Source organism: Roseateles sp. (genome assembly GCF_036404855.1).
Taxonomy (GTDB): Bacteria; Pseudomonadota; Gammaproteobacteria; order Burkholderiales; family Burkholderiaceae_C; genus Pelomonas.
Genome location: NZ_DASWYS010000293.1, coordinates 19,187 through 32,767, shown reverse-complemented (window position 1 = coordinate 32,767; position 13,581 = coordinate 19,187). Strand labels below are relative to the sequence as shown.

At 67.8% G+C, this 13,581-nt stretch carries 10 protein-coding genes; 2 read left to right on the top strand and 8 right to left on the bottom strand.

From position 1 onward, the window contains the following. From VGF12_RS19500 to fba, 3 genes are all read right to left on the bottom strand, one after another. The coding region (locus VGF12_RS19500; protein ID WP_331177713.1) for a PAS domain S-box protein at window positions 1–2,670 on the bottom strand (2,670 nt) is incomplete at its 3' end. A gap of 163 nt (window positions 2,671–2,833) precedes the next feature. Further along, window positions 2,834–3,754: a hypothetical protein gene (locus tag VGF12_RS19495; RefSeq protein WP_331177712.1), complete on the bottom strand. Its 921-nt coding sequence runs from the start codon at window positions 3,752–3,754 to the stop codon at window positions 2,834–2,836. Between the two features lie 149 nt (window positions 3,755–3,903). Continuing rightward, window positions 3,904–4,968 carry a class II fructose-bisphosphate aldolase gene (fba, locus tag VGF12_RS19490; protein WP_331177711.1) on the bottom strand — a complete coding sequence of 355 codons (1,065 nt, stop codon included), beginning with the start codon at window positions 4,966–4,968 and terminating at the stop codon, window positions 3,904–3,906. Window positions 4,969–5,113: 145 nt separating this feature from the next. Between fba and VGF12_RS19485 the strand changes: the two genes are divergently transcribed. Then, entirely contained in the window at window positions 5,114–6,133 is a 1,020-nt protein-coding gene (locus tag VGF12_RS19485) for an STAS-like domain-containing protein (RefSeq protein ID WP_331177710.1), read from the top strand. A 14-nt stretch (window positions 6,134–6,147) separates the two neighbouring features. Here the strand turns inward: VGF12_RS19485 and VGF12_RS19480 are convergent, their stop codons facing one another. Together VGF12_RS19480 and VGF12_RS19475 are read right to left on the bottom strand one after the other, a co-directional pair. Beyond that, window positions 6,148–7,041, bottom strand: coding sequence for a pirin family protein (locus VGF12_RS19480; protein WP_331177709.1), 894 nt, complete (start codon window positions 7,039–7,041; stop codon window positions 6,148–6,150). Then, window positions 7,038–7,592, bottom strand: a complete 555-nt coding sequence (locus VGF12_RS19475; RefSeq protein WP_331177708.1) for an NADPH-dependent FMN reductase — start codon at window positions 7,590–7,592, stop codon at window positions 7,038–7,040. The genes VGF12_RS19480 and VGF12_RS19475 overlap by 4 nt, the downstream gene beginning before the upstream one ends. Before the next feature lie 52 nt (window positions 7,593–7,644). Here VGF12_RS19475 and VGF12_RS19470 point away from each other — a divergent pair, with 52 nt between their 5' ends. Then, window positions 7,645–7,839, top strand: a complete 195-nt coding sequence (locus tag VGF12_RS19470; RefSeq protein WP_331177707.1) for a heavy-metal-associated domain-containing protein — start codon at window positions 7,645–7,647, stop codon at window positions 7,837–7,839. Window positions 7,840–7,849: 10 nt separating this feature from the next. Here VGF12_RS19470 and VGF12_RS19465 read toward each other — a convergent pair whose 3' ends face one another. The 3 genes from VGF12_RS19465 to VGF12_RS19455 form a co-directional block, all read right to left on the bottom strand. Continuing rightward, window positions 7,850–10,084: a xanthine dehydrogenase family protein molybdopterin-binding subunit gene (locus VGF12_RS19465; protein WP_331177706.1), complete on the bottom strand. Its 2,235-nt coding sequence runs from the start codon at window positions 10,082–10,084 to the stop codon at window positions 7,850–7,852. 10 nt (window positions 10,085–10,094) lie between these two features. After that, on the bottom strand, window positions 10,095–10,550 hold the full coding sequence (locus VGF12_RS19460) for a (2Fe-2S)-binding protein (protein WP_331177705.1): 456 nt from the start codon (window positions 10,548–10,550) through the stop codon (window positions 10,095–10,097). A 213-nt stretch (window positions 10,551–10,763) separates the two neighbouring features. Then, a complete protein-coding gene (locus VGF12_RS19455) occupies window positions 10,764–13,517 on the bottom strand; it encodes a TonB-dependent receptor (protein ID WP_331177704.1) in 2,754 nt (917 codons plus the stop codon). Between the last annotated feature and the right edge of the window lie 64 nt (window positions 13,518–13,581).

Here is a 13,581-nt window from a genome sequence, read left to right as displayed (position 1 = left end):
CAGCGGCTTGGCCAGCACATCGGAGACCGGGAAGGCGACGCCGGCGCCGGTGGCGGGCGTCATCGCCAGCGCCTTCACCGAGGCGTGCATGGACGGCCCGCCGCTGCGCAGCGCGGCCAGCAGCCCCAGGCCGGGCGCGTCGGGCAGGCCGAGGTCGATGGCCAGCTCCGTGTAGCGGCGCACGCGTGCCAGGCGCAGCACCTCGGCCGCCGTGGCGGCGGCATCGGCGGCCACGCCGGCCTGCGACAGCTCGCGCGCCACGCCGTCGCGCAGCGGATGGTCGCGCAGCGCCACCAGTTGCTGGTGGGCCGGCCTGGGTATCCGCCCCTCATCATCGGCAGGCTGGCGCGGCAGCACGGCGTAGAAACAGCTGCCCTGCCCGGGCTGGCTGTACACGCCGACCCGCCCGCCCTGAGCCTCGACCAGGCGGCGCGTCAGCGCCAGGCCCAGGCCGGTGCCCTGGTGCTGCTTGGCCAGGCCATCGTCGAGCTGCTGGAACTCGACGAAGAGATGCCCGATGCGATCGGGCGGGATGCCAATGCCGCTGTCCTCGACCTCCAGCCGCCAAAGCCGCGGCCCCTCGCCCACCATGCGCAACTCGATGCGACCGCCCCGGGACGTGAATTTGATGGCGTTGGACAAGTAGTTCAGCAGGACCTGCCGGAGGCGCGCGGCATCGAGCACCAGACCGTGCAGCTCGGGCGCAATGGCGGACCGGAGGCTGAGCCCGCGCTGTTCGGCAAGCACGGCGACGGTGGCCATCACGTCATCGACGAGGACCGGCAGTTCGACGGGCACAGGGTGGAAGTCCAGCTTGCCGGCCTCGATCTTGGACAGATCCAGCACGTCGTTGATCATGTTCAGCAGATGACGACCGCTGCTGGCGATGTGCTGCAGCCATTCGCGCTGGCGCGCCGCACCAGGCGGCTGCTGGCTCATCGTCAGAAGATCGGAGAAACCGATGATGGCGTTCAGCGGCGTGCGCAACTCGTGCGACATATTGGCCAGGAACAGACTCTTGAGCCGGCTGGACTCCTGCACACGGCGGTTCTCCGCGGCCAGCCATACGGCCTGCTGGCGCGCCTGCTCGGCGGTCCGCATCGCGGTCACGTCCGCGACGATGCCCACCAGGCGAGGCGCACCGGCCTCGTCGCGCGTGACGCGGGCATCCAGGCGCAGCCAGTGCAGGCTGGCGTCAGGCCAGACGACGCGGAACTCGGCGTGCCAGGGCAGTTGCCCCATGCGAGTTTCCAGCAGGGCATCGAGGCCGGCCTCCACCGCCGCGCGATCGTCGGCGTGCACGGCGGCCATCAGGCGGTCGCGGTCCCAGGGGCCGGCGGAATCGTCCAGGCCGAAGCACTGGTCATAGCGGCGGGACCGGTGGATGACGCCGGTTTCCAGCTCCATCTCCCAGTCACCGATGGCGGCGGACTCGAGCGCGAAGCGCAGCCGCGCCTCGCTTTGGCGCAACGCGGCCTCGATCTGGCGCTGGTGTGTCAGGTCACGCGCGGACTTGATGCCGCCGACGATGCGGCCCGACGCGTCGCGCAGCGGCGAGACCTGGATCGACACCTCCACGCGGCGGCCGTCCTTGGCGAGGCGAACCGTCCGCAACGGCGGCAGCGCCTGGCCCTGGGCGATGCTGGCCAGGATGCGGGCCTCCTCGACCTCCCGCTCGGGCGGCACCAACATCTGCACTGACTGACCTACGGCCTCGGTGGCGGTGTATCCGAACATCTGCTCGGCCGCCGCGTTCCAGTTTGTGATGCGGCCGTCCAGCGTCTTGACGACGATGGCATCGGCCGAAGATTCGACGACAGCGGCCAGCCGGCGCACCTCGGCCTCGGCTTCGGTGAGGCGGCCGACGTCGCGAAAGACGACTGCGATGCCGCGCGCGCGGCCATCGGCATGGTGGGTCAGATCGGCATGGACCTCGATGGGCCGCGTGCTGCCGTCGCGAGCCACGCAGACGGCCTGGCGGCGCAAGGCCACGTCAGGCTGACGCTGGCGCACGACATCGACCGGGTTGCGTCGTGTCAACTCGGTCGGCATGCCCTCGCGAACGAAGACCTCCCAGATCGAACGGCCCAGCGCCTCTTCCGCTGGCCAGCCGGTGATGCGTTCGGCCACGGCGTTGATGCGCGTGACGCGCCCCTCGCCATCGGTCGTGATGAAGCCGGCATCGATGGTGGCCAGCGTGGTGGCCAGACTCTGTTCAGCCTCCAGCCGATGGTCCTCGGCGCTGTGGCGACGGTCCACCTCGCGGCGCAGCGCCTCGTTGGCGACGCGCATCTCGTCGAGTGATGGCACGGACAGCAACGTCGGCATCAGCCGCCAGGCGACGGCCGCCGTCAGCACGGACGCAAAGGCGGTGAAGACCTTGCCCACCGCCTGCAGTTGATAGTCGGGGCGCCAGATCGTCCACACGTCCAACACATGCGTCACGCCGCAGGCGAAGATGAAGACAGCGAACAGCGTCGCAATGCGCCCGAGGTTGACCTCGGGACGCTGGCGCGCGTAGCTGGCGATGACGAGCGGGATGGAGAAATAGGCCAGAGCGATGGACAGGTCGGCGCCCACCATGCTCCAGAGCAGTCCCGGGGACCACTGGAAACAATAGCCGTGCGGCAGAAAACCCGCCCGCGCGATGACTCCGGTCAGCTCGTCCATCTCATGCTCCCGGCCCCCGGTAACAAGGGGTTATGCCGGAGCATTGTGGCCCGGACGCTGCCGGGCGGGGGTCAGCAAACGTGGCGTATTGCCGTGCTGCCTTCGGCGCGGCCCAGGGGACGTCAGCGCCGGTGTGGCGCCCCCCACTGGCGGCCTGGCAGGCTCACTCCACCCAGCGCGCGGCTTGCTTCCAGTCGTACTGCTCCATCGCGGCCAGCGCCTGGCTCAGCGGCGAACGCGGGGACCGCTTGCGGTGCTCCTCCAGCGTGGTGTACAGGCGCATGCTGCCGACCTTGACCGTCATCAGCTGGATCGCATCCGGCCGGCGCGGGTCGATCTGAAGGTAGGACGGGTTCAGGCGCACAAGATAGGTCGGATCCGGCCCAATGCAGTCGCTCACCACCTCGCCACGGCGTACCGCCGCGCAGGCCGGTCCCGCCAGAACGGCCGGCGAGAGCGTGGCCGCAGCACGGCGGGCCGGCTCGGCATCGAATCCACCTTCCGTCGTCAGGCGCTCCAGGTACTCGGCCACGGTCACTCGCTTCCACAACGACCGGCCGGGAGCCTCGATCAGCATGAAGGGCATGCTGCCGCCGATCACGTAGAGCGGGAAGCCGGCGATCGAACCTGCGCGCTCGGGCTCATAGAAGATCGCATCGCGCTTGGTCAAGTCGATCTTCAGATGGCTGGAGTCGTTCACCAGGATCTCGACGCTGTTGCCTTCCCCGACGCCCTGGTAACGGCCCGTCTTGGGGTCGATGACGGTGTCGCGGTCGGCCGCGTTGATCGGCATCAGATGGACACGGCCGCTGGCGCGGATCATCGGCAGCTCCGGATGCTGCGTGATCGCCAGCCCGGGATGCACGCTGACGCCGCGTGGGTCAGCCAGTTGTGGCGTGGCCTGCAGGCCGGCAAGCAGGGTCTGCATGCGCTGCTGCAGCTCGGGCGCCTGCTTGCGAAGCACCGGCTTCAGGGGGAGCTGCCGGCCGGGCAGCTCGGTCGACTCGAGCGACGACAGGGCCAGACCGGGCGCGACCAGGCCCGCGACGCAGCAGAGGATGGGAAGCAGGCGGGTGGGACGCATGGGGCAGGAACTGGTGAAGGGGGAGAACGGCTGCGCATTCTGCGCAGTGCCGCCACTTCGCCCATTCGTCATGCGTCATCCCGCCGGAGCGCCCCAGAACGCAAAAACCGCCCCCATTGGGGCGGCCTGGCCACGGCGGGCGAGCGACTTCAGTTCACGCGCTGGGCCAGTTCGCCCCGCGCGTAGGCGCCGGCGATGTCGGCCAGCGTGCGGCCCTTGATCTTGGCCGCCTGGCCCTCGCAGCCGAATTGCATGTAGCGCTGCTTGGCAATGACCTTGGCGGCCTCGCGTGCCGGCTTGAGCCACTCGCGGGCGTCGAACTTGTCGGGGTTCTCGGCCAGGAACTTGCGCACGGCGCCGGTCATCGCGAGGCGGATGTCGGTGTCGATGTTGATCTTGCGCACGCCATGCTTGATGGCTTCCTGGATCTCCTCGACCGGCACGCCGAAAGTCTCCTTCATCTTGCCGCCGTACTGGTTGATGATGGCCAGCAGCTCCTGCGGCACGCTGGACGAACCGTGCATGACGAGGTGCGTATTGGGGATGCGCGCGTGGATCTCCTTCACGCGACCAATGGCCAGGATGTCACCCGTGGGCTTGCGGCTGAACTTGTAGGCGCCGTGACTGGTGCCGATGGCGATGGCCAGCGCGTCCAGCTGTGTGGCCTTGACGAACACGGCGGCCTCTTCGGGGTCGGTCAGCATCTGGGAGTGGTCCAGCTTGCCTTCTGCACCGATGCCGTCTTCCTCGCCCGCATCGCCGGTTTCAAGGTTACCCAGGCAGCCGAGCTCGCCCTCGACGGTCACACCGACCTTGTGCGCCATCTCGACGACCCGGCGGGTCACGTCCACGTTGTATTCGAACGAGGACGGCGTCTTGCCGTCGTCCATCAGCGAACCGTCCATCATGACGGAGCCGAAGCCCAGGTCGATGGCGCCGGCACAGACCTTGGGGCTGGTGCCATGGTCCTGGTGCATGACCAGGGGGATGTGCGGAAAGGCCTCGCAGGCAGCCTGTATCAGGTGCTTGATGAAGGGCTCGCCAGCGTACTTGCGAGCGCCGGCCGAGGCCTGCAGGATGACTGGCGCGCCGACCTCGTCGGCCGCTGCCATGACGGCCTGCACCTGCTCCAGGTTGTTGACGTTGAAGGCTGGAATGCCGTAGCCGTTTTCGGCGGCATGGTCCAGCAATTGACGCATGGAAACGAGAGGCATGGGATATCCCCGGTGAAGTTGAGAAATCTGGGCCGACTGCGGCTTCCAACGTAGTTGGTAACCTCGCCGTAACTGATAGGGGATTCTATGGAGTCGGTAGCAGCCCCACCCCCCGTGGTTGAAGTAGTCAGCACAATGCGCGGTCATGACAAGACTGGTGTTCGACCACCTCACCAACTGGATCACCGCCGCCGCAAGCGAACACTCGCATGACCTGGCCGCCCACATCGAGGAACGCACCGGCGCCAGCCGACGTGCGGCCCTGGCCGCGCTCAAGCGCCTGGTGGACGCCGGCTGGCTGACCCGCTCCGGCACTGGTCGTCGCCCCGTCTTCGCACCCGGCTCGCTGCGCCAGGTGGCGCGCAGCTACACCCTCCACGGCCTGCAGGAGGACCTGCCCTGGCAGCGCGACTTCGCGCCCCATTTCGCCCTACCCAGGCATGTGGAACGCATGGTCCGCCACGGCTTCACAGAGCTTGTCAACAACGCGGCGGATCACTCCGGCGGCAGCAGCGTCACCGTGTCGCTGCGTCAGACACCCACCCATGTGCAGCTGCTCGTCAGCGACGACGGCATCGGCGTCTTCGACAAGATTTGCAGCGCCTTCGAGCTGGAAGACCCGCAGCACGCGATGCTGGAGCTCAGCAAAGGCCGCCTGACCAGCGCTCCCGACGCCCACACCGGGCGCGGCCTGTTCTTCAGCAGCCAGCTGGCCGATGTCTTCGACATCCACGCCAACAACACCGCCTACCAGCGCCGCGCCTGGGAAAACGTCGGCTGGCGACGAGGTCGCGCGCTGCCGCGCCAGGGCAGCTCCATCTACATGGCCATCGCGCTCAACACCACGCGCACCCTGGACGGCGTCATGGAGGCCTGGAGCACGCAAGGCGACGGCATCGAGTTCGACCAGACCGTCGTGCAACTGCGCCTGCTGGCCGGTGAAGGCGGCGCGCTGGACTCTCGCGCCCAGGCCCGCCGCGTCGGCACCCGGCTGACCACCTTCAAACGCGCCGAGATCGATTTCGACGGTGTCACCGACGTGGGCCATGGCTTCACGGACGAGCTCTTCCGCGTTTTCGCCAAGGCGAACCCGCAGATCGAGCTGGTGGCGACCAACGCCACGCCCCGCATCGCGGCGCTGGTGAAGAGCGCCCGCGCGGGCTAGCTCAGCAGGCCGCCCTAGGGCTTCCTGAGCGCTGGCACCGGCGGTACCGCGATACGCGGCCCGGCGTAGCCCTCGACGACCCCGAAGCGCCCCCCGTCCTCGCGCGCCCAGTCTTGCGCCCACTCCTGCATCTCCGTCGGCTCTCGGCCAACGAAGTTCCACCACAGCAGCGGCGGCTGCACCCAGGGCTCGCCGCCCAGCAGCAGCAGCCGGGCCGCGGCCCCGCAGCGCAGCTCGACGGCTTCGCAACCGGGGCCGACGTAAAGCAACGTGCCCGGGGTGATGGTCTCGACCACTTCAAGGCCCGCTGGCGCCGCCTCGATCTCGCCTTCGAGCAGCATCAGCCCATGTTCGAAGTCGGGCCGCAGCGCCAGCACCGTGTCGGCCGGGCCGTCAGCCACCAGGTCCACGCCCAGCAGCGGCGTGAAACTGGGCACCGGCGAGCGCCGCCCCCCCAACTCGCCAACCAGCAGCGTCGCGTCGAAGCCACCTTGGCTCAGGCGCGGCAGCTCGGGAAAGTGCTGAAAGCTCGGCGACCGCTCACGCTCGGCATCAGGCAGCGCGATCCACAGCTGGGCCAGGTGGATGCGGTCGGACAGCGACTCCTCGCTGTGCGCGATGCCGCGCCCCGCCGTCATCAGGTTGACCTCGCCAGCCCGCAGCACCTGCTCCGAGCCCAGACTGTCGCGGTGCAGGATCTCGCCCTCGATCATCCAGCTGAAGGTGGACAACCCCGTGTGCGGATGGGGGCCGACGTTCATGCGCCGCTCGGGCGTGGCGGGCCCGGCATGGTCGGCGAAGCACCAGGCGCCGATGGCGCGCCGGGCCTTGTTGGGCAGTGCCCGCTGGATGGGCAGGCCGCCCACGTCGCCCACGTGGCTGGTGATGCGCTCGATGTGCACGCTCATGAGGCCCTCTTCTTCACGAATTCGACGAAACCCTGAACGAAGCCCTGCAGCTGGGCCCTCACCTTGTCGTCGACCAGTTGGCCCTCGGCATCGAAGACCGTACCGGCACGGGACACCATGAGCCGACCACCCATCCAGAAATCGTTGCCCAAGGTTCGCAGCACCGACAGCAGCGCGTCCTGCGATTGGACAGTGCCGAAGCCGCCCGGCGTCGCGCCGATCAGCCCGGTGGGCTTGCCGCCGAACAGCTTGGCGCCCTCCCCGGCCGGCCGCGACAGCCAGTCCAGGCCGTTCTTCAAGACGCCGGGAATGGAGTTGTTGTACTCGGGCGTGCCTATCAGCAGCGCGTCAGCCGCGCGGATCGCTTCGCGCAGCGTCGTCACGGCCTCGGGCATGCCCTGGGCCTCGACGTCGCCGTCGTACACGGGGATGCCGTGGAGCGTGCGCAGCTCCATCGTGACGCCCTCGGGCACCATCGCGATGGCCGCGCGCAGCAGGGCGGTGTTGTAGGACGCGCGGCGCAGTGCGCCGCTGAGGGCGATGATGTGCATAGCAGTATGGCAAGCCTGGATGCAGGCATGATGCCAGCCCCGGGAGCCCCAGATGTATCGATTCACCTTGCCCGACATGAGCTGCGGCCATTGCGTTGCCGCCATCACCGAAGCGCTGAAGGCCGCCGACGCCCAGGTCCGCGTCGAGATCGACCGCGAGGCCCGCACGGCCGAGGTCGAGAGCGCCCTGCCCCGCGAGGTCCTGGCGAGCGCGCTCACCGAGGCCGGCTACCCGCCGGCCCCCTGATCCGGCCCGCTCAGGCGAACCTGAACGGCAGTTCGCGCTGGCGCTGGCCCGTCAGCCGGGCCACCGCGTTCGCGAGCGCAGGCGCCAGCGCCGGCAGGCCAGGCTCGCCCATGCCCTTGGGCGGGTCGCTGCTCGGCACGATGCTGACCGTCATCACCTTGGGCGCGTCCGGCATGCGCGGCATGGCAATGTCGTAGAAGTTGCTCTGCTCGACGACGCCATCCTTGAACGTGACGTGATGCGTGGGCATGGTTGTGCCCAGCGCCATGATGGCGGCGCCCTGCACCTGGGTTTCGACCGACTTGGGATTCACGCAGAGGTTGCAGTGCACGCCGGCATGCACCTCCTGCAGCACCGGCTGGCGATCCTTGCCCTTGCCCTTCATGCTGGCAACCACGATGTAGGCGACAACGGACTCGAAACTCTCGTGCACGGCCACTCCCCAGGCCTGGCCGGGCTTGAGCTTGCGCTTGCCGTAGCCGCTCTTGTCGACCGCAGCCTGCAGCGCCGCGCGATGACGGTCGGCCTTGGCGTTGCCCTCCATCAGCTTGAGCCGGTAGGCAACCGGATCCTGCTTGGTGGAAAAGGCAATCTCGTCGACCAGCGTCTCCATGACGTAGGCCGTGTGCGTGGAGCCCACCGAACGCCACCACAGCACCGGCACGTTGACGTCGGGATGGTGAACGCTCAGGTTCATGGGGATCTCGTAGGGCTCGCGCATGCCCTCGACGGTGGTGCCGTCCACACCGTCCTTGTAGCCGAAGCCCTCCAGCGGTGAGCCCTTCAGGATGCTCTGGCTGACGATGCGGTGCTGCCAGCCCAGGACCTTGCCGCCCGCGTCGAAGCCAATCTCGGCGCGGTGCACAGTCATGGGACGGTAATAGCCGGCCTTGACGTCGTCCTCGCGACTCCAGATCACCTTGACCGGCATGCGCTGGCCCGCCTTCGCCAGCGCAACGGCCACCCCGGCGGCTTCGCGGGGCCATTCGGTCGCGGGCGTCGCGCGACGGCCGAAACCGCCGCCGGCCATCTGCACGTTGATCTGCACTTGCTCCGGCTTCAGGCCCACGGTCTTGGCCAGGTTCATCGCGTCGATGCCGGGCATCTGAGACGCGTAGTAGAAGTCGCAGCGATCGTCCTTCAAGTCCACCGTGCAGGCCAGCGGCTCCATTTGCGCATGGTTCAGATACGGGAAGACGAAGTCGGCTGTGATCCTCTTCGGCGCCTTGCTCCAGCCACTGGCGTCGGCTGCGAGCTTGGGCGCCTGGGTACCCGGCGTCTTTGCGAGGGCCAGGTACTGGGCGGTCAGCGCCTTCGTGTCGGGTTTGGCGACACCGGCCAGGTCCCAGTCGACCTTGAGCGCGTCGCGACCCTTCTTGGCAGCCCAGTACCCGCTGGCAACGACCGCCACGCCCTGGCCGCCACGGTCCAGCGGGACCGGCAGCACCGCCTTGACGCCCTTGATCTTGAGCGCCTCGCTCGCATCCAATTTGGCCACCTTGCCATTGAACACCGGCGGGCGCTGGATGACGGCGATCGCCATGCCGGGCAGGTGCACGTCCATGCCATAGGCCTGGGTGCCCGTGCTCTTGGCCTTGCCGACGACGAGGCCGGTGGGCTGGCCAATGAGCTTGAAGGCCTTGGGGTCCTTCAGCGCAACGGCCTCGGGCACGGGCTGCTTCATCGCGGCGTCGAAGAACTCGCCGTAGCCGGCGCTCTTGCCCGCGCCGCTGATGACGCCGTTCTCTGCCTTCAGGGACGCGGCCGGCATGCCCCAGGCCTGCGCGGCGGCGGTCACCAGCATGGCCTTGGTGCGCGCGCCCAGTTCGCGGTACTGCTGGTAGCTGTTCTTGATCGAGTTGGAGCCGCCGGTGATGTGCATGCCGAACAGCGGATCCACATACTTGGCCTGCTGGTCGCCAAAGCCGGTGCGGACCTTGGACCAGTCCGCGTCCAGTTCCTCTGCGCAGATCATCGCGAGGCCGGTCTCGACGCCCTGGCCCATGTCCATGCGGTTACACAGGATGGTGGTGGTGCCGTCCGGCGTGATGCTGACAAAGGCCAGCGGCTGCTCGGTGGGCTTGGAGCCGGGCTTGGCTGCGCCCCCCTGCGCCGCGGCAAAGCCGGGCAACAAAGCCAGCCCCACGGTGCCGCCGATGGTGGTGGCGACGAAGGCGCGGCGGGACTGACCGTGGCCGCTGAGCTGACGGTCGATGCTCTTGATGTTGAACGAGGGATTCAGCATTGCGGCCTCCTCAAGCGAGCTGAGCCGCGGCCGCGTGGATGGCGGCACGGATACGGGTGTAGGTGCCACAGCGGCAGATGTTGCCGGCCATGGCTTCGTCGATCTGCGCGTCGCTGGGTTTCCTGTTGCCCTTGAGCAGCGCGACTGCGCTCATGACTTGGCCACTCTGACAGTAGCCACACTGGGCCACGTCGTGCGCCACCCAAGCGGCCTCCACGGCCTGGCCGACCTTGTCGTTGACGAGGCCTTCGATGGTGGTGACCGGGCCTTGCACCGACGAGATCGGTGTCAAGCAGCTGCGCACCGGCGCACCGGCGACGTGCATGGTGCAGGCGCCACACTGAGCGGCGCCGCAACCGAACTTGCTGCCTGTGAGCTGCAGCTCCTCGCGAACCGCCCACAGCAAGGGCATGTCGGGGTCGGCGTCCAGTGAAACGGCGCGCCCGTTGACAGTCAAGTTGATCATTGCGTTCCTCCGGTGTGCAAGCCGACGACTCTAGCCAGAAGCAGCGCCCCCGTACATCACTCAGGCATTGCCTCGTCCGGTCAGGCAATGCTGAACAATTTCGGGCATGACGCTCTGGCTGGACTTCGCCATGAGAAGCACCCCGTCGGTTGCACGGGTGTCCAACTTCTGGGGTGCCGTTCACGAAAGGCCGCCTGGGAGCGGCCCGCAGTCCTACTTGAACTGGTAGCTCGCTGTCATGTACCAGAAGCGCCCGCGCGGATCGACGAAGGAGCCGGCATAGCCGGCCACGTGCGAGCCGTAGCTGGACACAGCCGTGAAGGGAGGGTCCTGGTTGAAGAGATTGCGCGCACCCAGGCGCAGGGCCAGCGGCGCGATGGGCTTCCAGCCGACCGACATGTTCCAGCGACTGCTGTCCTTGACCTTGTGCTCCACGGCCGGGCCGACGTTCGCCTCGACAAGGCCGGCGGATTCGGTCCAGCCCTTGACGAAGACGTTCTCCAGCGTAAGGTTCCAGTTGCCGGCGTTCCAGTCCAGACCCAGGGTGTGCTGCCACTTGGGCACCGGCTGCACGCTGGCGCCATCGCCGGCCGTGCCCTGGTAGGAGACGAAGGGCGTGCCCTTGCCGTTCTGCTGCTTCCAGGTATTGACGTAGGTCCCGACGAAGCTCGCACCCAGCCTGCCCCAGTCGCCCAGGCCCCAGCTGGTCTTCACGTCGACATCGAGGCCGCTGGTCTTGAGCTCGCCGAGGTTTTCCACAGGCGTCTCGATGTAGCTGATGAAGCCGCTCGACAGGCGGTGGATGCGGGCGTTGTAGCGCTGATAGAGCGTCGGGTCGGCCATGATGGCATCGCCGCCGATGACGCTGATCTGGTCCTTCTTTTGGATGTGCCAATAGTCCAGCGCAATGGACAGGTCGCGCAGCGGCTCGACGACGACCCCGAAGGAATACTGGCGCGACTTCTCGGGCTTGAGGCCGGGGTCGCTGGACAGCCGCACGTTGAACTGAGTCTCGCAACGCGGGTCGTTGGCATGACCCGCCGGGCAGCCAGGGTCGACCAGGGAATTGGCCGTGTTGGTGAAGGCCATTGGGCTGTTGACGTCCCAGAGCGTCGGCGCACGGAAGCCGGTGCCCGCACTGGCCCGCAGCAGAAGTGCTTTGCTGGGCTGGAAGCGCATCGTCAAGCCGGGGTTGAAGGTGCTTCCGAAGTCGCTGTAGTGGTCGTAGCGGGCCTTGACGGTCGCCTCCCAACCGGTGGCGAACGGCATCGACAGCTCGCTGAACACCGCATAGATGCTGCGCGAAGCGGTGGTGTTGGGCACCGTCCCCTCGCCGCCGATGTGCAGGCCTTGCTCATAGTCGGGGTTGACGGCGCGGTCGTTGGCCTTCTCCTTGCGCAGGTCGGCGCCCACGGCCAGCATCATCGGGCCGCCGGGCAGGGCCATCAGTTCCCGGCTGGCCTTGGCGTCCAGCGCGTAGGTCGTGCTCTTGGAGCGGCGCATGGGGCCTTCCATGCGCGCCCGGTCCAGCGCTGCGAGACCCGCGGCGTCCTGCGGGCCGAAGGGGTTGATGACGCCCGAGGCCAGCTCGGCAATGAAGCGGCCTTCGTGAAGGTAGTTGTAGTAGTCCAGCGATCCCTTCGCCTGTGACACGGTCAGGCCGGCGTCATAGTCCCAGCCGGCGGCCATGCCGGTCAGGCCGGCGACGAGGCGGGTCTGCTCGTTCAGCGTGTTGTTGGTGCGCAGCCCCACCGGTACTGAGCGCATCGCGATCTCGGTGAAGCCACCGCCCAGGGTGTCGAACTGGTCCGGCGTGTAGCCGAGGCTGGTCAGCAGCGCGACTGGGAAGTACTTGCTCGTGATCGGGAAGGCGAAGGACGGGTAGGTGCCGTCGGCCTTCACATGGCCGGCCGTCGAGTCAATGGGCACGGGAGCCGTGCGGCCGATACCCTTGCTGCGTGCATAGCTGGCTTCGAAGAACAGCGTCGAGTCCTGGCCCAGGTCCAGCGACAGGCGCCCGAAGAGGTCGGCCTTGGTCGTGTCTGGCAGGTTCTCCTGCATGGCGGGGTAGATGAAACGGCAGCGCTTGATCGGCGTGCCGTTGGGCGTCGTGTCGGTCAGCGTCTGGATGGTGTTGAAGTTGGGGTCGCAGGGGCTGAAGTTGGCGCCCGCATTGGCGTAGGCGCCCGGCGTGATGCCGAAGTCGACGAGGCGCCCCGGGAAGGAGCGGCCGGAGGTCGGGGGATCCGAGCCGGGGATCTCTTCGGCGCCCCGGAGATACCACTTCTGATCAATGGCGCTGAGCTTGGTCTGCTTCTTGACGTTGCCGGTGACGAGCAGGTTGTAGCCATCGCTTTTCAGTCCGCCCATGCCGAAGGCCAACGAGGCCCCGGTCTCCTTGCCGCCAATGTTCTTTTCCGTGTTGCCGTACCGCAGCGTGAGCTCGCCCTTGTCGTAGTCCTTGCGCGTGATGAAGTTGATGACGCCGCCCACGGCATCGGTGCCATAGACCGCGGATGCCCCGTCACGCAGCACCTCGATGCGGTCGATGGCCGCGAAAGGGATGCTGTTGAGGTCCACCGACGAGTTGCCGCCGATGGAGCCGAAGGCGAAGTTGGCCAGGCGCCGGCCGTTCAGCAGCACCAGCGTCGAGTTGGGCCCCAGTCCGCGCAGGTTGGCAAAGCTCTGCGCATAGCCGGCGCCCTGCGTCGTGTCCGACTGAAGCGCTGTGTTGGCGCCAATGCGGCGCAGGATGTCCTCGACGTTGGTGGCGCCAGACTTCACGATCTGGTCGCGCGTGACGACGCTGACGGGCAGCGCGGTCTCGGATTCCAGTCGCTTGATCGACGAACCGGTGACGGTGATGCGCTCCAACTGCTGTGCCTGCTCCTGGGACCAGGCCGGCAGCGAGACGAGCCCGGCGCCGAGCAAGGCCAGCGCCAGGCGAGTGTTGCGATGCTTGTTCATGTTCACTCCTTGATGGGCGCGGGCTGTGTGGTGGGCCCCCGGGTGCTCTTGCCGACAAGCGGCT